Raw genomic sequence first — 19,925 nt, 5'->3', positions numbered from 1 at the left:
TCCCCCACAAGGGGGGAGACGGATGTGGCGACCGTCTTGCCCTCTCCTAGGTTTGTTGAGGATGAGCACTCTGCTGCATCAGCCTTCCGCAAGGCTGCTTTGGCGGTCAAGGCCGGCTTCACTCACCTTCCGTCATCCCGGACTTGATCCGGGATCCAGCCACCCCGCGTCTGCGGGGTGAAAGGACTCCCCCTTAAGATGAAGAGAGTCCCTCCGCGCGATGGACATCGCGCACTGGATGCCGGATCAAGTCCGGCATGACGGAGATTGGGGTAGCCTCTGACGCGAACCCACTCAGGTCGCGCCTGCCCACCTCACCTCAAGCCGCAGCCCTGCCCCTTACGCGATCAGCGCCAGTGCGCGGATCGGCGAGCCGGTGCCCCTGACGAATTTCAGCGGTGCGGCGATGAGGATCGCGCCCTTCGGCGGAAGCTGGTCGAGGTTCGACAGGCTGGCGAGCCCATACTTGTTGGCCTTGTGCATGAGGTTATGCGCCGGGAAAGGCGGGTTCATTCCGCCCGCCATGCCGGCATCGGTGCCGATCGTTTCCTGGCCCCAGCCGACAATGCCCTTGGAGATGAGGTATTCGATGGCTTCGGCCGTCGGGCCGGGCGTGTGTGGACCTGTTTCGTCGGCATTGAGGAAGGCCTCGGACGAACCGTTGCGCTTGTACCAGTCGGTGCGCATCACGACCCAGGTGCCCGCTTCGATGTCGCCGTGCTCGGCTTCCCATTCCTTGATGCTTTCCACCGTCAGCAGATAGTCGTTGTCGGCGGCGGCTTCCCTGGAACGGTCGATGACATTGACCGGGGCGACGAAATTCTGCGGCGGGATGGTGTCGGTCGTGTTGCCGGGATGATCCTTGCCGGTGATCCAGTGGCAGGGCGCATCGAAATGCGTGCCGGTATGTTCGCCGAGTTCCAGCCAGTTCCAGGCCCAGAACGGACCGTTTTCGTCATAGGCCGAAATCTCGTGAACCTTGACGTTCGGCGTGTTCTTGCCGAACTGCGGCGGGAGATAGAGAACCGGCGTATCGGGCCCGAGCGGGGCGGTCAGGTCGACGACCTTGACCTTGCCGGTCAGAAGATTGGCGGCGAGTTGCGAAAGTGTGCTTGTATCCGTCATGGCGTTCCCCTTTATTGGCGGTTGCGCACCCGGCGGAAGCCCGGCCGGGTCCTGCATTGAGGCGACGCTAGATCACAAAATATGTAAATGCAAGTAATTTTGCGTGGGGTTTTGTCAGCCGCCCTGCCCTCGTGTGCGCGCGCCTCGGCCCGTTAGCGGCGAAGGTGTGGGATTTATAGCCGGGGGAGGCCGTATTCCCCCGTTTCCGATTTATTTTAAGCTTGATGCATTTTATCGAAGATGTATGCATACAGAAATAAATCCGAAGAAATCGGGGGAACGCGATGTCTGAATTCGATGCCATCATTCTGGGCGCAGGTCACAATGGGCTGGCCGCTGCCGTGCATCTGGCGGCGAAGGGCTGGAAGGTCGCGGTCGTGGAGGCCAAGGCGAGCGCGGGCGGGGCGGTGAAAACGCAGGAGCCGATCGAGCCCGGGTTCCGCCACGATCTGGCTGCCATGAACCTCTCCATGTTCGCCGGTTCCGCCTTTCACCAGACCTATGGGGCAGAGTTGGCCGCCCATGGCCTCAAATTCATCCCCGCCCCGAAATGCTTCGCCTCCGTCTTCTCCGACGGCACCCATCTCGGCATCGGCACCGATGCTGCCGCGAATAAGGCGGCCATCGCGGCGCTGTCGCCGAAGGATGCCGAGAGCTTCGCCGCCATGTCCGCCGAGTTCGGCAATATGGCCCCGCATCTCTTCGGCCTGCTCGGCAATCCCATGCCCTCCTTGGGAAGCATCAAGACCGTGTGGAAGGCATGGCGTGCCGGCGGCGTGCCGCTGCTCACCGATCTTCTGCGTCTCCTCCTCTCCTCCCCGCGCGGCTTCCTCGACCGGCATTTCGACAATGAGAAACTGAAGGCGATGATGGCCGCATGGGGCCTGCATCTCGACTTCCCCCCGGATGCCGCCGGCGGCGCGCTCTTTCCCTATCTGGAAACGATGACCAACCAGGCCTTCGGCATGGTGATCGGAGAGGGCGGCGCGGATGCGATCATCAAGGCGATGACGGGACTGTTGAACGCCAAGGGTGGGGAACTCTTCCTCAATTCTCCGGTGGCGTCCGTTGATGTGGCGGGCGGCCGCGCCAAATCGGTGACGCTGGCCAATGGCCGGACGCTGACGGCGAAGCGGGCTGTCATCTCGAACATTCACCCCAAGCTCCTCTTCAAAGGTCTCGTCAAAGGAAGCACCCTGCCCGTCCGGTTTGCCGATGGTCTTGCAACCTACCGCCCCGGCCCCGGCGCCATGATGATCCATCTGACGCTGGACGATCTGCCGGACTGGTCGGCCTCGCCCGAATTAAAGTCCTACGCCTACGTCCACATCGCCCCGAACCTTGCTATGATGAACCGCGTCTATGACGAAGCGGTCTCCGGCCTGCTTCCCCGCGAACCCGCCCTCGTCGTCGGCCAGCCGACGGCGCTCGACCCGACGCGCGCGCCGGTGGGGAAACATGTGCTCTGGGTGCAGGTCCGCGTCCTGCCTGCGGAGATCAAGGGCGATTCGGCGGGAGAAATTTCCGCGGCCGGTTGGCCGTCGGCAAAGGAAGCCTATGCCGATCGCGTGCTTTCGATCATCGAAAATTACGCACCGGGCTTCCGCGCCAAAATCCGTGGCCGCGCCGTCTGGTCGCCGCTCGATCTGCAGGCCGAGAACCCGAACTTGATCGGTGGCGACAGCCTTTCGGGCTCCCATCATCTCGACCAGAATTTCCTCTTCCGCCCCGTTGCCGGCTACTCCCGCTACAAGAGCCCGGTCGGCGGTCTTTATATGTGCGGGGCCGCGACATGGCCGGGCGCGGGGACGGGGGCGGGGTCCGGATTCTTGCTGGCGAAGATGCTGGCCGGTTAGGTCCACCGCGAGTCTTGGGGGCAATTGCTTCAGGTCTCAACGAATGTCTTGACGCGGCCCGGCACTTCCCGCAGGTAAGGTTCAGCTTATCACACGCATGACGGACTCGGCGATGGATCTCGAACTGGTTGCCAGCGACGCCCAGGAGGGCAAGAAGCAGGAGCTGAAGCTCTGGCTGCGCCTGCTTGCCACGACCAAGCTCATGTCGCAGGAAGTGCGCCGGCGTCTGCGCACCGAATTCGGCGCGACGCTGCCGCAATTCGACCTGCTCGCCCAGCTCTACCGCGAGAAGGACGGCCTTCGTCTCGGCGAACTCTCCAGCCGCACCATGGTCACCAACGGCAATGTCACCGGCCTCGTCGAACGGCTGGAAGCCGACGGCACGATCATCCGGGAACGGCTCGAAGACGACAAGCGCGTCACCGTCGCCCGTCTGACTGAAAAAGGCCGGACCTATTTCGAAGGCATGGCGGATGCGCATGAGCGCTGGATCAAGGAACTGATGGCGGAAGTCGATCCGGCCGTTCTGAAACGCCTCCTCGCCGAACTCGGCCAGGTCAAGGAATCTGCCCAGAAGCATCTGTCGGAAGAGGATTGAGGCGAGGGCGCTTTCGCCGTTCCTTGGGACGTTCCCCGCGGGGAACTCAGGCCTGAAGCGCGTGCGACGCTGCGGGCATTGTCCCATGCCTGACACAAAGTTCCCCGCGGGGAACTTTTGGCTGGAGGGCCGGTTCGAACCCGTTCGGCAATGTCTGCCCTGCGTCCATTCTTGCCTTCGCTCTCTCTCCGACATTCCCCTCCCAAACTCGCGGTGATGAATTTCCCGAGGCCTTCCCGCCCGACATCGGCAGAGTTCCCCGCGGGGAACTTTTCATCCGGGACGGCCATTTGCCCACCCTTCCCGAATCGTCGTATCTTCTGTTACGCGGAATTCCGAAAATTTCGATTTTTTGCGTAGTCTCGACCCGATCAACATTTGGTTAACTATAGTCTGTAAGATGGTGGCAGTTCAAAAGAAGAGGATCGTCATTTGACTCGGCACCTGAGCAGCCTCGATTTCATGCAGACATTTTCCGCAAAGCTCGACGTGGCTCTGCGCAATCTGTCGCTTGCCCAATATCCGCCGGATGCGCACCGCACCATGCGCAAGTTTGCTTCGTCCGAAGTCGCCCAGCTTCTCGATGTGACGGAAGCCTATATCCGGCAGATTTCGCTGAAAGGAAAAGGTCCGGAGCCGGAAGTGGCGGCCAATGGACGGCGGCTCTATTCGGTCGAACAGATCCTCGAACTGCGCCTGCTGCTCGCCGAAAACGGCCGCAAGAAATGGATCAATCCGCGCCGGGCGCAAGGCGAGGCCTGTCAGGTGATTGCGGTCACGAACTTCAAGGGCGGCTCGTCCAAGACCTCCACCACGATCCATCTCGGCCATTATCTGGCGCTGAAGGGCTACCGCGTTCTCGCCATCGATCTCGACCCGCAGGCATCGCTCACCGCGCTGCATGGCGCGCTGGACGGCTTCGACCCGCGCGAGGGCGACACCTTCTATTCGGCGATTCGCTTCGACGATCCGGTGCCCACCGAAACGCTGATCCACAAGACCCATATTGCCGGTTTCGACGTCATCTGCGCGGGGCTTGAACTCACTGAATTCGAAACCGCCGTGGCGCTGGAAATGCGCAACACCGGGGGCACCGGCTTTCTGCTGAGGGTCAATCAGGCGATCGAGCAGGTGGCGGATCGCTATGACGTGATCCTGATGGATTCGGCACCGTCCTTGAACTTCCTGACGCTCTCGTCGCTCACCGCCGCGACCGGGGTTCTGATCCCGGTTCCGGCGCATATGCTGGACGTGGATTCGACCGCCAAGTTCCTGGAGCTGGCCGGGTCCTACATGCAGATTCTCGCGGATATCGGTGCCACCGCGCAGTGGGATTTCGCCAAGTTCCTGATCACGAAATTCGAGCCCAACGACCATCCGCAGGCCAATATGATGGCGCTCATGCGGCAGGTCTTCGGCAATGATCTGCTTTTAAATATGGTCATCAAATCCACGGCGGTCGCGGATGCGCTAACATGGAAGCAGAGCCTGTACGAGGTGCAGCGGGCGCGATTCTCCGCGCCCAAGACCTACGACCGGGCAATCGAGTCGATCAACGCGGCGAACGCCGAGATCGAGCAACTGCTTTGGAACGCGTGGGGGCGTCAATGAGCCGGAAGGATTCAAAGGGCATGTTCGCCAATGTGCTCGGCAAGCTGGGGGAGGGGGCGGCAGACAGCCCTCCGTCCACGGGTGCCGGTACGCCTTCGGCAACCACGGCGCCCAAGCCGCTCGCCTCGCCGCATCTCATGAAGGTGGCGGCGGGTGTGCGCCAGATCCAGGAGCGCGGCGAACTCATCGACAAGCTGATGAAGGAGGGCGGGCAGGTCGTCGAGCTTGACCCGGATGCTGTTCTGCCCTCCGCACTCGCCGACCGTTTCGAAGGCGCCTATGACGACACGGCCATCTCGGAGCTGGTGATCAGCATGGCCGATCGCGGCCAGATCGTGCCGGGTCTGGTCCGTCCCGCGCCCGGCGAGCCGCAGCGCTACCAGATTGTCTATGGCCGCCGGCGACTGGCCGCCGCCAAGAAGCTGGGGCTCAAGTTCAAGGCGGTGGTCCGCGAGCTTTCCGACGAACAGGCGGTCATCTACCAGGGCGAGGAAAACACTGCCCGCAATGATCTGACCTATATCGAGAAATGCGCCTTTGCTCTGACGATGGAAAAGGCCGGCTATTCACGCAACACGATTGCCGCCTCGCTCTCCACCGGCAAGTCGCATATTTCCGAGATGATCCGGCTCGCCTCGACGCTGCCGGACAAGCTTGTCCGCACCATCGGCCCGGCCCCCGAGATCGGCCGGCGGCGCTGGATCGAGCTGATGGAAAAGTGGATCACGCATCAGCATTCGCATGTCATGGTGCAGGAGGTCCTGGATTTCGCCGGCAAGAACATGACGAGCGAGGAGCGCTTTGCGCTGGCCATGTCGTCGATGTTCGTCAAGGCGCTGAAGCCGGCGCCCAAGGACCCCGGCCCGCTGGAAGTCGTGTCGCGCGGCATCAAGCTGGCCGATGTGGCCTATGGCAAGGCGGGCGGCAGGATGGTGTTCAGCAAGTCGGTTCCGGCCGATTTCGTCGCCTATCTGGCCGAGCGCATGGAAGAACTTCACGACGCCTACCACAAGGACGCGTCGCGCAGGAACGAGCAGAAACGGAGTTAAACGAAGACCCGCAAAAGAAAAAGGCCCCCAACGGCGAACCGTGGAAGCCCTTCTCGTGTCTAGCAGCTAGAGAATCGCATTTCCCCGAATCGCAGTCAAGATGTTTCACCGTCAATTTCGGCGGGCGGCTTTCTTTTGCCTATTGAAAGGCGAGAGCTGAGATGCAGCTGGACCATGTGACGACGCCCTTTGGGCGGCGGCCGCTGACCTATGCCATGTTGAAAGACCAGATGGCATCGGCGGAGATCGAAGAGGGCGCGCGTGCCGACAAGTGGAAGCTTTACCGGGCGCTCTGTGAGGCGCGCGAGCGGCTGGGCGTGACCGACCGGGCGCTTGCGATCCTCAACGCGCTCCTGAGCTTCTATCCGAAGACGGAGCTTTCGGCTGAAGACACGATGATCGTGTTTCCCTCCAATGCGCAGCTGTCGCTGCGGGCCCATGGCATGGCCGAGCAGACGATCCGCCGGCATCTGGCGAGCCTCATTGAGGCCGGGCTGCTCACGCGCCGCGACAGCGCCAATGGCAAGCGCTTTGTGCGCCGCGATCGCGCCGGCCAGATCGATGAGGCCTTCGGCTTCTCGCTCGCTCCGCTGCTGGCACGGGCAGACGAGATCGAACGCCTGGCAGCCGAGGTCGAGGCCGAGCGGCTCACTCTGCAGCGGCTGAAGGAGCGGCTGACCATCTGCCGGCGCGATGTCGTGAAGCTGATCGAGACCGCGATCGAGGAGGGCGCTTCGGGCGACTGGGAGGCGGCGCAGGCCGAATATCGGGCTATCCTGGCGGATTATCCGCGCAAGCCGGGGCCCGCGATGGTGGCGCAGACGCTCGATGCGATGACTTTTCTCAGGGAAAACATCGTCAACCAGCTGGAAATGCAGCTGAAATCCCAAAATCAAGGCGGCAATGCCTATCAGGACGAGCGGCATATACAGAATTCAAAATCCGACTCTATCTCTGAACTTGAACCGCGCTTGGAAAAGACGCTGGGGCAAAATCGGGGTGACACCGGATTGGGTTGGTCTGATGTGGCGGAAGCGGCTGAAGGTGATGGCACCCATGAAGCTGGTGGCGACGGGGACAGCGGTGCGGAAGGCGGGCAAATATCCGGCGCCGGCCGAATTCTGACGGTCCGGACGCTGGACGCAGAGGTGGACGACGGGGCCGCGGCTGAAATTGCGCGCCAGCGCCGTCAGACTGCAAGACTTGCCGCAGGTGACGCCGCAAACGGGGCGAAATCCGCCGGAGCGGTGGGGGGATCGGCCGGTTTTGCGGGCGAGCTCGCGCCGGATCATGCCGCAAGGCCGGATATCCGCGCCGTGTCTTCCGATGGCATAGCACCCGAACGCAAGTCGCTTGACAGCATTGCGGGCCTGAAACCCTTCCCGCTTGGCATGGTGCTGTCAGCCTGCCCGGATATCGCCGATTACGGCCCCGGCGGCCATGTCACCAGCTGGCGAGACCTGATGTCGGCGGCGGTGGTGGTGCGCTCCATGCTCGGCGTTTCGCCGTCAGCCTATGAGGAGGCCTGCGGCATTCTGGGGCCGGAAAACGCGGCGACCGTGATGGCCTGCATTCTGGAGCGCGCCGGGCATATCAATTCGGCGGGCGGGTATCTGCGCGACCTGACACGCCGGGCTGAACGCGGCGAATTCTCGCTCGGGCCGATGCTGATGGCGCAGATGCGCGGCCAAGTGGGCCAGAAGGTGGGGCAGAAGGTTGGCGAGAAGGCGAGGGCGGGGTGACCGCTCAACCCGTCATTTCACCAGGCGCACATCTGTCACCTTGTTGGTGGTCTGCGTGCATTTCTGGATATACTGGAAGTCCAGATAGTTGGCGTCACCGCCGTCTTCCCATTGCACCTTGATGCCGTTGGGGTCGGCGCAGGTGCCGGTCGAGCGGGTCCATTTGGCTGCATCCGCATCGTCGGAATAGTGGGTGACGACCGGAACTCCGTTCGTCTTGCCCTTGTAGGAATTGTCGACATAGATATCCATGCGATAGCCGTAGCTGGCATAGTCGCCGACATTGATGGTGGTCGTGCCGCCGATGGGCGGCGTATAGGTCTTGTTGGTCCCGTCATAGCGGTATTTCAGCACGAGGGTCTGGCTGAGGATCGCGCCCTTGGCGTCACGGGTGAAGAAATAGATGTCCTTGGAATAGGCGCCCTGCGCCGCCGTGATCTGCAGCGAAGCCTGGGACAGTTTCGTGACCGCGACGGCGTTTGCCTTCGAGCTGATATTGACCGAAACCGTATCCAGACCCGACATCCGCATCATCATGAGCTTCATCTGGAAGGTGGCGGAGCCGGTGACTGTTCCGTCGGCATTGGTGGTGAAGGTGATCGGGGTTGCGGTGGCGCCGGAACTGTTGCCGCTCATGAACTTCTGCGCAATCACCGGATCGGCCGTGCCGGTCGAGGCAAACTTCGCGGCTGCGGCCAGCACGGCGGAATCGACGGCCTGCTGATAGGTGATCTTGGCCGATGTCATGCGCGCCACATCGATGGCCAGTCCCGTGGAAAGCGTGATCGGAATGACGAGAGCCACGGTGAGCAGGGCGAAGTTTCCACTCCGGTCGCTGCGGAAGCGTTTGATCAGGCCGGATGCGCGCCTGCGCCATGACCGGATAGCCGGCGATGACATCGCAACCTTTGCAGGGAAACCGAAATCTTCCATTGGCCGAACTCCGCACAAACGCGCCTGGTACAATTCTTTCCTGAAGTGCCACAAGGTTACTTGCGGGGTGGTCAACGAATTACTGAAGATTTTCACGATCTCGGCGATTTTTCGCATCCGGCGCTTATTTTTTTGGGCTCGACGCGTCCGGTGGAGCCTGCGGTGTAACATTTCAGGAATGTCTTGATGAGGCATGTCTTGAGACCGGAAGGTGGTTTTCCGGTCCGTTTTCAGGGGAGAAACGGCATCGAGATGAGCTTCGGATGACAGCTCCGGCGGCCCTCTGCGAAGCGATCTCTTCGGCTGAACGGCGGCTGAATGATCCCTTCAGCTTCCGTTCGAACGGGGCGGAATAGAACAAGGACGTTCAACCGCGGTCGTTACCGCTTCAGGAGAGAAAACAATGATCCGGACCTCTTTCATCGCTACCGCACTCGTCGCCCTTGTCGGCTTGCAAGTCGCCGCCCCTGCCATGGCCAACGATGTTCGCATCGAGCAATATGGCTGGCGCAACTCCGCCGGCGGCGCACAGGAAGGCTATTCGAACCGGATCCGAACCTACCAGAACGGCGACTACAACCGGCTGGTTGGCCGCCAGAATGGCCGGCACAATCTCTCGGCCATCGGTCAGGAAGGCTATAACAACTACGGCGCCACCACGCAGAACGGCAACCGCAACACGGCCGGCATCGGCCAGTTCGGTTCCAATCACACCACGATCCTGACCCAGGACGGTAACGGCAACATTGCCGCCGGCGTTCAGGTCGGCCACGGCTGCAGCGCCAATGTCGCACAGGGCGGCAACGGCAATGTCGCCGCCTTCGTCCAGGCCTGCCCGTAAACGGCAGGCAGAACGAGGCGAAGAGAACCACGATTTGCGACCGCAAGGAGACGAACCCATGTCCAATAGCGTCAAACTTCCCCGCATGATGACGGCCTTCGCGGCGCTCCTGCTGCCGGTCGGCGCGCTCGCCACGATGACGACGGTGAGCTCCGCAAAACTGCTCGATGCCCCGCAGATTTGCGAGATCGGGGTCAAGTCCTCCGGCGGGACGGTGCGGCTCGACGCGCTGGTCAATGCCGACAAGGCTGTTGCCGGCAGCTACACGTTCCGCGTCGAAAAGACCGGCGGTGGCGGCAGCTCGACCATCAACCAGGGCGGCGATTTCGACGCCAAGGCCGGCGAGACGGCGACGCTGAGTTCTGTCTCGCTGGGCGGCAAGGGTGCGGTTTACAAGGCGACGCTGGTCGTCAATGCGGGCGGCAAGTCGGTCACCTGCACGAAGCAGGCCGGCGGCATCTGAAACTCTATCTCCTTGTTTTTTCGCAGTCGGGGCGCAAAACCGCTGACGCACTTTTGGCTCGACCTGCTCCAGCCACGGTATTTGCCCAAGGGGCGCCGGGTTTCGGCGCCCTTTCACCGTTAATGACGCAAGCGTCTTTGGGCTTGGCAGCCCCCCTCATCCGACCCTTCGGGCCACCTTCTCCCCGATGGGGAGACGCGGGAATTCGCCGCAGCGTTGCGGGTCTCCTCGCCCCATTGGGGAGAGGTCTGCCGAGCGAAGCGGAGGCAGGGTGAGGGGGGAGCGGCGAATCCAAACAGAAGCTGTCGTGCGCTGTGGGCGCCCTTTTTCGTGCGTGCCCGATCTCTTTCTTTCCACGCCATTCAGGACGCGAAACCGGTTCCCACTTTCGGCTCGAAATGGCTCTGGCCAGATTAACGCCAACTGAACGGCCAGTTCCGCTTCGGTTCAGCCGGGATATGCGAATGTCACATCATCGATCACGGCAGTCGTCATATGGAGATTTCGATGACCCGCACCATTGCTAAGCTTTTGACCGTTCTTGCTCTTTCGGCCACCGTCGGCCAGGCGGTTCTTGCCGTTCCGGCTGAAGCCGGCGGGCGGATTTCCTTCGATGTCGCACCGCGCAACCAGCGCGAAGCCGCACTCTTTTCAACCGGCATCCGCGTCTATTCGCTCTTCCGGGGCGTGAAGGATGGCGAGATCCGGCAGCAGGGCAACGGCAATGCCGCCGGGCTTGCTCAAGCCGGCCGTGGCAATCTCGGCTTCATCCAGCAGCAGGGCAACGGCCATCGGGCCACCCTGCAGCAGAATGGCGACAACAACGCCTATGGCATCTTCCAGTATGGCCGCAACACGGATGACGAGGTGGTGCAGAACGGCAACAACCGCAGCGGCGCGACCTTCAGCTTCGGCTGGTAAGGGTGCGGTTTTTGCCTCTTCTCCCCTTGGGGAGAAGTGCCGAACGCAGTGAGGCGATGAGGGGTTCCCATCTGGCTCAGCGGCAGGAAGCCCCTCATCCGGCCCTTTGGGCCACCTTCTCCCCAGGGGGAGAAGGGGAAATGCGTCAGACCGTGTCCAGATAGAGCTGGTAATCGAGCGGCGAGACATAGGCGGCGAAGCGGGCAGCCTCGGCGCGTTTGATGGCCACCAGAACGCGATGCATGGTTTCGCCCAGCACATCCTTGAGGAAGGCCGACCGTTGCGCCGTTTCGATGGCGTCCGACCAGTTTCGCGGCAGTGCAGGCCCGTCGCCGGTGGGCTCCGCGCCGGCATGGTCGGCGGCAGCGTCGATCGGTGGGCCGGGGTCACGCTTTGCGTCCATGCCGCGCAGCATCGCCTCCAGCGTGACCGCCGCGACCAGGAAGGGATTGGCGTCGACGCCCGCCAGCCGCTGTTCCAGATGGCGGCTTCCGGGAGAACCGGCCGGCACGCGGATCGCGACGCCGCGATGGTTGATGCCCCAGTTGGGCGTGGTCGGCGCATAGCTGCGCGCGGCAAAGCGCATCCACGAATTATGATGCGGGGCCATGACCAGCATGCTTTCCGACACCGTGTCGAGCAGCCCGCCAATGGCGCCGAGAAGGTCGGGCGAGAGCGCGCCGTCGCGGTCGGCGAAGAGGTTGCGGCCGTCGCGATCACAGAGGCTTGCATGCAGATGCATGCCGGAGCCGGAGCGCTCGGCAAAGGGTTTCGCCATGAAACAGGCCTGCATGCCGTGCCGGCGGGCGACGCCGCGCAGGAGATGTTTCAGCGCCATGAGGTTTTCCGCCGCCTGCATGACATCGCCGTGGTGCAGCGTCAGCTCGAACTGGCCGGCCGCATATTCCGAAATCAGCGTCTCGACCGGGAGCGCTTGCGCTTCAGCCGCGCGATAGAGATCGCGGCTGAAGGGTTCGAGGCGGTCGAGTTCCTCGACGCAATAGACATTGGTGCCGAAGGGCCGGCTGCCGCCGAGCGGCATGCGGGCGGCCTGCGGGGTCAGCGTGTCGGGGCTCGCCTCGATCAGGTAGAATTCCAGCTCGAAGGCGGCGACGGCAGAAAGGCCGCGCGCGGCAAGGCGGTCGATCTGGCGCTGCAGGACATGGCGGCCATCGGCCCAGACCGGCTTGCCGTCCATCTCGTGAAGCGCGACGCGGAACTGCCCGCGCGGCGGGTCGGTCCAGAGCGAGGGGACAAGCGTGCCCGGCAGCGGCCAGGCGCAGCGGTCGGCATCGCCATCGGTCCAGACGAGGCCGGTTTCGTCCACATCCTCGCCGGTGACGTCGAGCCCGAGAATGGAGCCCGGCAGATGGCGGCCGTTTTCCCAGATGCCCTCGATCTCGTGGCGGCGCACCGTCTTGCCGCGGGCGATCCCGTTCGGATCGTAGAGCATCAGATCGAAGGCCTCGATTTCGGGATGGGCGGCGAGGAAGGCTTGCAGTTCCTCAGCGGAAGCCCGAAATTCCGGTGCGGCCGGGCGCGCGGGCGCGTCAATCTTCCTCATTGTGCAGTCTCCAGAGGCAAAAGGTTCAGAACCTCGCCGAAGGCGGCGAGGAAGGCGGCAATATCCGCTTGCGTCGTGTCGGGGCCGACCAGCATCATGTTGTGGAAGGGCGTCAGCAGGAAACCGCGATTGAGCAGCGCCACATGCAGCGTGCTTTCGAGCATCGCATCCTGCGCGGCGCGCGCTTCCGCCGCATTCTTCACCGGCTCCGGCGTGAACACGATTTCGAGCCGGGCGCCGACGCGGGCGGTGTGCCAGGGCAGGCGGTGCTGTGCAATCAGCGCCTTGATGCCCGTATCGAGCTGCCCGGCGCCGGCCAGCATGCGCGCATAGTTTTCCGGCGTCATCAGCTCTTCCAGCGTCGCGCGCATGCAGGCGAGCTGCAGCGCGTTACCTGCCAGCGTCGTGCCTATGCCGGAATGGCCGTGCTCGGTCTCGGGGCGCGCGGCAAAGAGCTTGTCGTTGACCGCCTGGCTCATGCCCCAGACGGCGGCGGGAACGCCGCCGGCCACCGGCTTGCCGACGACGAAGAGATCCGGCTCAAGCCCATGCGCCCGGCCATAGCCGCCGGGGCCGGTCGAGATCGTGTGCGTCTCGTCGAGCAGCAGCAGCGTACCCACCTTGCGGGTCTCGGTGCGGAGATAATCCCAGAAGCCGTCCTCCGGCAGGATCATGCCGCAATTGGTCATGACCGGCTCGGCAATCACGCAGGCAATGTCTTTCTTCGCAAGTTCGGAAGCGAGCGCCGCGCGGTCGTTGAAGGGGATCATCACCGTCGTGAGGCTCGGGTCCTGCACCTGGCCGAGCAGGCTGCGGCGCGCGATCGTCTTTCCGTCAACCAGATCGACCAGCGTGTCTTCCGCCGTGCCATGATAGCAGCCGTCGAAAACGAGGATGCGCTTGCGCCCGGTGGCAGTGCGGGCAGCGCGGATTGCAAAACGGTTGGCATCGCTCGCCGTCACCGCCATCTGCCAGCAGGGCAGGCCGAAACGTTCCTGCAGAAGCGCGCCGACGCGGTCGGCATCGGCGGACGGCAGCATGAAGGTGAGGCCGCGCGTCTCCTGGCCGCGGATCGCCTGCATGACCGGAACCGGCGAATGGCCGAACATGGCGCCGGTATCGCCGAGGCAGAAATCGACGATGTCGTTGCCGTCGATGTCGCGCAGCCGGTTGCGCTCAGCCATCTCGATGACCATGGGGAAGGGCTGCGGCCAGTCGCGCATCCAGTGCATCGGCACGCCGCCGGAAAAACCGCCCTTCGAATTGCGCGCGGCACGGGCGGACGACAGCGGACGGCTGTCGCCATAGCGGGCCTGCTCGGCGGCGAGAAGCGCTGCAAGCGCGCCGCGATCGACGCCGTTTGCGGATGGCGCGGAGGCTAGTGAGGATGCCATATTTGTTCTCCCTTTATAGATCAGGCCTCGCCGTCCGACGTTCCGGACAGGCGGGCGGACTTGCGCCCGGACCTGGCCGTCGTCGACGGAGCGGTCGCGTCGGCGAAAATGGATTTCCCCAGCAATTCCATGCCATCGAGAATGTCGGCCTCAAGCGCGAGCTTCAGGCGGGTGACATCGCGCCGTTCGATGGCGCCGATGGCGATCTCGTGCTTGTCGGTGAGGCGGGCCGTGCCGACGAGGCCATAGACCCGGCGCATGAAGGGGCCGAACTGCATCCACACGCTTTCGAGAAGATGTGTCAGCACCTCGGAGCGACCGGCGCGGTAGATCTCGAAATGGAAGGCATAATTGGCGGCCATGTAAAGCTCGGCGTCGCCGTTTTGGTAGCTGAGATTGATCTGGTCGTCATGGGCGCGGATGCGGGCAAGCGTGGCCGCGTCGATCTCGTTCAGCGCGCGGATCGCACAGGCCGGCTCCAGAAGCAGGCGCGCCTGCATCAGCTGGTCGAAACGCTCCGTCGTCATTTCCGGGATCGAGACCCGCCGGTTGTCGTGAACCGTCAGCGCATTCTCTGCCGAAAGCCGGGAAATCGCGGCGCGCATGGGCATGACGCCGACGCCCAGATCCTCCGCCATGGCGCGCAGGCTGATGCCCTTGCCCGGCGGCAGCTTGCCGACGATCAGCGCATGACGCAGGGTCCGGTAGGCACGGTCCTGCATGGTCGCTTCAGGTTCGCCGCCTTCCTCGCCCTCGCCGGCGCGCGCCGTCAGCGCAAGGCTGGCCGCGTTCCCGTCTGCAAGCGTGGAGGTTCTGCCGATCATTCCGATCCCCGAATTTGATCATGTTTTCGTGATCACGATTATAGTGGAGTATTTGGGAATGCAAGGGGGGCCTTGACTGTTCGAAGGGTTGTTCCGACAAAATACGCGGTCTTCTCGGCGCGCGAAGGCACCCGGCGCGGGTCGCTATTCCCGGCCGGGTGAATTTTTGTGATCACATTAAGCGTGGTTTTCGGCGGATCGGTTCGGTATCAGCGACATCACACCGAGGAAATCTTCAGCATGCGGGCGAGTTCTCCCACGATGCCGCGGCGGAACAGCAGCACGCTGACGATGAAGATCGCGCCGATCACCACCTGCACCCAGGAGCCGATGTCGGCGAGGTAGTGCTGCAGCGTGATGATGACGACAGAGCCGACGACGGGGCCGAAGATGGTGCCCATGCCGCCAATCAGCGTCATGAGGATGACTTCGCCCGACATCTGCCAATGCGCATCGGTGAGCGAGGCGAACTGGAAGACGATGGCCTTGGTCGAGCCCGCAACGCCGGCAAGCGACGCCGAGAGCACGAAGGCGATCAGCTTGAAGCGATCGACATTGTAGCCGAGCGAGCGGGCGCGCGGCTCGTTCTCGCGGATCGCCTGAAGCACCTGTCCGAAAGGCGAGTGGATGGTGCGGTAGATGATCAGGAAGCCGGCCAGGAAGATCGCTGCGACGAAATAATACATCGGCAGTGGACTGTTCAGGTCGAGGCCGAACAGCGTGCCGCGCGGAATGCCCTGCAGCCCGTTCTCGCCGCCGGTGAAGGGCAGTTGGAGCGCAAGGAAGTAGACGATCTGGGCGAGCGCCAGCGTGATCATGGCGAAATAGATGCCCTGACGGCGGATGGCGAGCGAGCCCACGACATAGCCGAGTGCGGCGGCAAAGACGCCGCCGCCGAGAATGCCGAGAAGCGGCGGCAGCCCCCACACCTTCACCACATGGCCGCAGATATAGGCCGCACCTCCGAAGAAGGCGGCATGGCCGAAGGAGAGCAGGCCGGTAAAGCCGATCAGCAGGTTGAAGGCGCAGGCAAAGAGCGCGAAGCAGAGGAGCTGCATGACGAAGACGGGATAGAGCACGGCGGGTGCAAAAAGCACCGCCGCGATCAGCAGCACCCAGAGCACCGCCTGCGCCGCACGGCTGCGGGCGAGCTTCTCATGGGGCACGCTTTCGGCGAATTCGCCGGCCTGGTCGAGGGTCTGATGGGAAGAGGCAGGTTTTGTCATGTCGCTTATCCCTCGCGCCCGAAGAGGCCGGATGGCCGCACCAGCAGCACGATGACCATCAGGAAGAATATCACCGTATTGGCGGCCGGCGCGTAGAAGACCTTCGTCACGCCCTCGATGAGGCCGAGCGCGATGCCGGAGACGACCGCGCCCATGATCGAGCCCATGCCGCCGATGACGACGACCGCGAAGATGATGATGATGAGGTCGGCGCCCATGAGTGGGCTCACCGAATAGATGGGTGCGGCCAGCACGCCGGCGAGCCCCGCCAGCCCGGTGCCGAAGCCGAAGGTGAGCGTCACCATCAGCGGTACGTTGACGCCGAAGGCTTTCACCAGTTCCGGGTTTTCCGTCCCGGCGCGCAAGAGCGCCCCGACCTTGGTCCGCTCGATCACATACCAGACGATCAGGCAGACGATGAGCGAGAAGACGATGGCGAAGAGGCGGAATTTCGGGAACATCATGAAGCCGAGATTGACCACGCCCTTCAAGGCGTCCGGCATGCCGGGATAGGGCGTGCCCGAGGCACTGAAGATGTTGACGAACAGACCCTGCAGCACGAGCGTGACGCCGAAGGTGAGCAGCAGCGAATAGATCGGATCGAACTTGTAGAGCCAGCGCAACAGGAAGCGCTCGATCAGCATGCCGAAGCCGCCGACGATGATGGGCGTGAGGATCAGTGCCGGCCAGAAGCCGATGTGAAAGCCGCTCAACCCGAACCACAGGCCGACATAGGTGTACAGGATCAGCGCCACGAAGGCGCCGAGCATGTAGAGCGCGCCATGGGCGAAATTGACGACATTGAGCAGCCCGAAAATGACGGCGAGACCGAGGCTCATCATGGCGTAGAAGACGCCGTTGTTGAGGCCCAGCATGCCCTGGGCGAGCAGAAGCTTCAGCATGTTTTCGCCTTTCTACACACTCAGATAATGGTTGAGCCGGTCCATGCTGGCGGCAACATCGCCGCCCTCGATGCGGTCGATCACCCGGCCGTGCTCGATGACATAGTGACGGTCGGCAAGCGGAGCTGCGAAGCGGAAATTCTGTTCGACCAGCACAATCGTATAGCCTTGCGCTTTCAGCCGCATGATCGCCTCGCCGAGCGCCTTGACAATGACGGGGGCGAGCCCTTCCGTGATCTCGTCGAGCAGGAGGAGCTTGGCGCCGGTGCGAAGAATCCGGGCAATGGCGAGCATCTGCTGTTCGCCGCCGGACAACCGCGTGCCCATGCGCTTGCGCACCTCTTTCAGGTTGGGAAACATGCGGTAGATCTCATCAAGGCTCATGCCGTCCTTGCCGACGCTGGGCGGCAGCATGAGGTTTTCCTCGACATTGAGGCTGGCGAAAATGCCGCGCTCTTCCGGGCAATAGCCGATGCCGCCAAGCGGCGCGATGCGGTGATCGGCGATGTCGATGAATTCTCGGCCGCGGATCGTCACCGAGCCGGTGCGGCGCGACACCATGCCCATGATGGCGCGCAGCGTCGTGGTGCGGCCGGCACCATTGCGGCCGAGAAGGGTAATCAGCTCGCCCTCGGCAATCTCGATATCGATGCCGTGCAGCACATGGGATTCGCCATACCAGGCATTGAGCCCGCTGGTTTTGAGAAGCGGCGCGGCCATCATGCCACCTCCTCGGCCTTGATGCCCATATAGGCTTCCATGACGGCGGGGTTCTTCGACACCTGTTCATAGGTGCCTTCGGCCAGAACCTCGCCACGGCTCAGAACCGTGATCGCATCGGCGAGCTTGGAGACGACGCCGAGATTGTGTTCGACCATGATGATGGTGCGGCCCACCGAGACGCGCTTGATGAGATCGGCGACCTGGCCGACATCCTCCGAGCCCATCCCTTGAGTCGGCTCATCCAGCAGCATGAGTTCGGGTTCGAGCCCGAGGGTCGTGGCAATTTCGAGCGCGCGCTTGCGGCCATAGGGCAGTTCGACCGCCGGCACATGGGCGAAGCGTTTCAGCCCGACCTGATCGAGCCGCCCCAGCGCTTCGCCGTCGAGCGTCGACAGGATCTTGCGCGAACGCCAGAACTGATAGCTGACATCGAGCCGCTTCTGCAGCGCGATGCGCACGTTTTCCAGCGCCGTCAGATGCGGGAACACGGCGGAAATCTGGAACGAACGGACGATGCCCAGATTGGCGATCTCCTCCGGCTTCAGATGCGTGATGTTGCGCCCGTTGAAGGTGATCGTGCCGGAGCTTGGCGTGATGAACTTGGTCAGAAGATTGAACATCGTCGTCTTGCCGGCGCCATTGGGGCCGATCAGCGCATGGATGGAGCCGCGCGCAATCTTCAGATTGACGTTTCTGACCGCCATGAAGCCGCCAAAGCTGCGGCTGAGGTCAGTCGCTTCGAGGATGAAATCGCTCATGAGTGTCCTTCGGCAAGACGTTTTCGGAAAGTCATTGGCAAGGAAGGGCAGGGCGGGCAGCCGGAAAAACCTCCCGGTCTGCCCGCCCTGCGGAGCAGTTACTTCACCAGCGGGCAGCCGCCGTCCTTCAGCGAGGCATAGGCGTCCTTGCCGGGGATGGTCTGGACGACCTTTACGACATCCCACGGGTCCTTCGTCGCATCCTGCACCTGCACGAGATACATGTCATGCTCCAGCAGGCCATCGGCGCGGATCTGGCCGCCCTTGGCGAAGAAGTCGTCGATCTTGGCCTTGCCGAGTTCAGCGCGCACGGCATCCGGATCATCCGTGCCGGCGGCCTTCACGGCCTTCAGATAGGCCATGGTCAGCGAATAGTCGGCGGCGTGGATGAAGGTCGGGGCGGCACCATTGGAGTACTTCATGTACTTTTCCTTCCAGGCGCGCGAGGCATCGTCCTGGTTCCAGTACCAGCCGACCGTGAAGTTCAGGCCCTTGGCGACATCGGTGCCGAGCGCCTTCACGTCGGCAATCGTCACAAGCATGCCGGCAAGCTGCTGGCCGGCCGAGGTGAGGCCGAATTCATGGGCCTGCTTGATCGAGTTCACCGTATCCTGACCGGCATTGGCAAGGCCGACGACCTTCGCGCCCGAGGACTGCGCCTGTAGCAGGTAGGACGAGAAGTCGGTCGAGGCCAGCGGCACGTCGGAACTGCCGAGCACCTTGCCGCCCATTTTCTCGACCACGGCGGTGGTGGCCTTCTGCAGCGCATGGCCGAAGGCATAGTCGGCGGTGATGAAATACCAGCTGTCGCCGCCATTCTTCATCACGGCCGAAGCCGTGCCGGTGGAGAGCGCATTGGTATCGTAGCCGTAGTGGATGCCGTATTTCGTGCAGGCCTTGCCGGTGAGATCGGCGCTGGCCGAGCCCGTGTTCATGGTGATGACCTTCTTTTCAGACGCGAGCTGCTGCACGGCAAGGCCGACGGCGGAGTTGGTGAGGTCGGTGATCATGTCGACATGATCCTGGTCGATCCACTGGCGGGCGGTGGCAGACGCGACGTCGGCCTTGTTCTGGTGGTCCGCCGAGATCACTTCGATCTTCTTGCCGAGAACCGTGCCGCCGAAATCCTCGACCGCCATCTTCACGGCCGCCACGGCGCCATCGCCGCTGAAGCCGGTGGAATAGACGCCCGACATGTCGCCGAGAACGCCGATCTTCACCACGTCGTTGGAAACGCCATCGGCGAATGCCGAAGTTGCCGCGAGGGCAACAACTGCCGCGCTCACGCTGCCATATAGAAATGCCTTCATCACTCTTCCTCCTTGAGTTGCGGGGCTCAGGCGCCCGCGCGATTGTCAGACAGTCTGCCTTTAAAGTCCGAACCGTTATCCCCAG

General features: G+C 62.9%; 18 protein-coding genes. 8 read left to right on the top strand and 10 right to left on the bottom strand.

Going from position 1 to position 19,925, the window contains the following annotated elements; translation table 11 throughout:
- Positions 1 to 339 precede the first annotated feature (339 nt).
- Positions 340 to 1,125, bottom strand: coding sequence for a cyclase family protein (locus ABID16_RS20495; RefSeq protein ID WP_354558232.1), 786 nt, complete (start codon positions 1,123 to 1,125; stop codon positions 340 to 342).
- A 284-nt stretch (positions 1,126 to 1,409) separates the two neighbouring features.
- Between ABID16_RS20495 and ABID16_RS20490 the strand changes: the two genes are divergently transcribed.
- The 5 genes from ABID16_RS20490 to repC all read left to right on the top strand — a co-directional run bounded on the left by ABID16_RS20490 (position 1,410) and on the right by repC (position 7,981).
- Positions 1,410 to 2,981: a phytoene desaturase family protein gene (locus tag ABID16_RS20490; protein ID WP_354558231.1), complete on the top strand. Its 1,572-nt coding sequence runs from the start codon at positions 1,410 to 1,412 to the stop codon at positions 2,979 to 2,981.
- Between the two features lie 112 nt (positions 2,982 to 3,093).
- Entirely contained in the window at positions 3,094 to 3,579 is a 486-nt protein-coding gene (locus ABID16_RS20485) for a MarR family winged helix-turn-helix transcriptional regulator (protein WP_354558230.1), read from the top strand.
- 432 nt (positions 3,580 to 4,011) lie between these two features.
- On the top strand, positions 4,012 to 5,190 hold the full coding sequence (repA, locus tag ABID16_RS20480) for a plasmid partitioning protein RepA (RefSeq protein WP_354558229.1): 1,179 nt from the start codon (positions 4,012 to 4,014) through the stop codon (positions 5,188 to 5,190).
- The gene (gene repB / locus ABID16_RS20475; RefSeq protein ID WP_354558228.1) at positions 5,187 to 6,239 is read left to right on the top strand and encodes a plasmid partitioning protein RepB; all 1,053 of its coding nucleotides are present in this window, start codon (positions 5,187 to 5,189) and stop codon (positions 6,237 to 6,239) included. The genes repA and repB overlap by 4 nt, the downstream gene beginning before the upstream one ends.
- A gap of 161 nt (positions 6,240 to 6,400) precedes the next feature.
- The gene (gene repC / locus ABID16_RS20470) at positions 6,401 to 7,981 is read left to right on the top strand and encodes a plasmid replication protein RepC (protein WP_354558227.1); all 1,581 of its coding nucleotides are present in this window, start codon (positions 6,401 to 6,403) and stop codon (positions 7,979 to 7,981) included.
- 12 nt (positions 7,982 to 7,993) lie between these two features.
- Here the strand turns inward: repC and ABID16_RS20465 are convergent, their stop codons facing one another.
- Positions 7,994 to 8,914, bottom strand: a complete 921-nt coding sequence (locus ABID16_RS20465; RefSeq protein ID WP_354558226.1) for a TadE/TadG family type IV pilus assembly protein — start codon at positions 8,912 to 8,914, stop codon at positions 7,994 to 7,996.
- A gap of 403 nt (positions 8,915 to 9,317) precedes the next feature.
- Here ABID16_RS20465 and ABID16_RS20460 point away from each other — a divergent pair, with 403 nt between their 5' ends.
- The 3 genes from ABID16_RS20460 to ABID16_RS20450 all read left to right on the top strand — a co-directional run bounded on the left by ABID16_RS20460 (position 9,318) and on the right by ABID16_RS20450 (position 11,139).
- A complete protein-coding gene (locus ABID16_RS20460) occupies positions 9,318 to 9,755 on the top strand; it encodes a curlin (RefSeq protein WP_354558225.1) in 438 nt (145 codons plus the stop codon).
- A gap of 58 nt (positions 9,756 to 9,813) precedes the next feature.
- Positions 9,814 to 10,218, top strand: coding sequence for a curli-like amyloid fiber formation chaperone CsgH (gene csgH, locus ABID16_RS20455; RefSeq protein WP_354558224.1), 405 nt, complete (start codon positions 9,814 to 9,816; stop codon positions 10,216 to 10,218).
- A gap of 507 nt (positions 10,219 to 10,725) precedes the next feature.
- Positions 10,726 to 11,139 carry a curlin gene (locus ABID16_RS20450; protein ID WP_354558223.1) on the top strand — a complete coding sequence of 138 codons (414 nt, stop codon included), beginning with the start codon at positions 10,726 to 10,728 and terminating at the stop codon, positions 11,137 to 11,139.
- A gap of 145 nt (positions 11,140 to 11,284) precedes the next feature.
- On the opposite strand, the gene ABID16_RS20445 is transcribed toward ABID16_RS20450, so the two are convergent.
- From ABID16_RS20445 to ABID16_RS20410, 8 genes are all read right to left on the bottom strand, one after another.
- The gene (locus tag ABID16_RS20445) at positions 11,285 to 12,703 is read right to left on the bottom strand and encodes a glutamine synthetase family protein (RefSeq protein WP_354558222.1); all 1,419 of its coding nucleotides are present in this window, start codon (positions 12,701 to 12,703) and stop codon (positions 11,285 to 11,287) included.
- A complete protein-coding gene (locus ABID16_RS20440; protein WP_354558221.1) occupies positions 12,700 to 14,097 on the bottom strand; it encodes an aspartate aminotransferase family protein in 1,398 nt (465 codons plus the stop codon). The genes ABID16_RS20445 and ABID16_RS20440 overlap by 4 nt, the downstream gene beginning before the upstream one ends.
- A gap of 20 nt (positions 14,098 to 14,117) precedes the next feature.
- On the bottom strand, positions 14,118 to 14,921 hold the full coding sequence (locus tag ABID16_RS20435) for a GntR family transcriptional regulator (protein ID WP_354558220.1): 804 nt from the start codon (positions 14,919 to 14,921) through the stop codon (positions 14,118 to 14,120).
- A gap of 218 nt (positions 14,922 to 15,139) precedes the next feature.
- On the bottom strand, positions 15,140 to 16,147 hold the full coding sequence (locus ABID16_RS20430; protein WP_354558219.1) for a branched-chain amino acid ABC transporter permease: 1,008 nt from the start codon (positions 16,145 to 16,147) through the stop codon (positions 15,140 to 15,142).
- 5 nt (positions 16,148 to 16,152) lie between these two features.
- Positions 16,153 to 17,046, bottom strand: coding sequence for a branched-chain amino acid ABC transporter permease (locus ABID16_RS20425; protein ID WP_435532456.1), 894 nt, complete (start codon positions 17,044 to 17,046; stop codon positions 16,153 to 16,155).
- A 15-nt stretch (positions 17,047 to 17,061) separates the two neighbouring features.
- On the bottom strand, positions 17,062 to 17,772 hold the full coding sequence (locus tag ABID16_RS20420; protein WP_354558217.1) for an ABC transporter ATP-binding protein: 711 nt from the start codon (positions 17,770 to 17,772) through the stop codon (positions 17,062 to 17,064).
- The gene (locus tag ABID16_RS20415; RefSeq protein WP_354558216.1) at positions 17,769 to 18,530 is read right to left on the bottom strand and encodes an ABC transporter ATP-binding protein; all 762 of its coding nucleotides are present in this window, start codon (positions 18,528 to 18,530) and stop codon (positions 17,769 to 17,771) included. The genes ABID16_RS20420 and ABID16_RS20415 overlap by 4 nt, the downstream gene beginning before the upstream one ends.
- Positions 18,531 to 18,628: 98 nt before the next feature.
- Positions 18,629 to 19,840: an ABC transporter substrate-binding protein gene (locus tag ABID16_RS20410; RefSeq protein WP_354558215.1), complete on the bottom strand. Its 1,212-nt coding sequence runs from the start codon at positions 19,838 to 19,840 to the stop codon at positions 18,629 to 18,631.
- Positions 19,841 to 19,925 lie beyond the last annotated feature (85 nt).

This window comes from Limnomicrobium aquaticum, from assembly GCF_040545545.1.
GTDB lineage: Bacteria > Pseudomonadota > Alphaproteobacteria > Rhizobiales > Rhizobiaceae > Ensifer_A > Ensifer_A aquaticum.
This window is presented reverse-complemented; position numbering and strand designations above follow the sequence as displayed.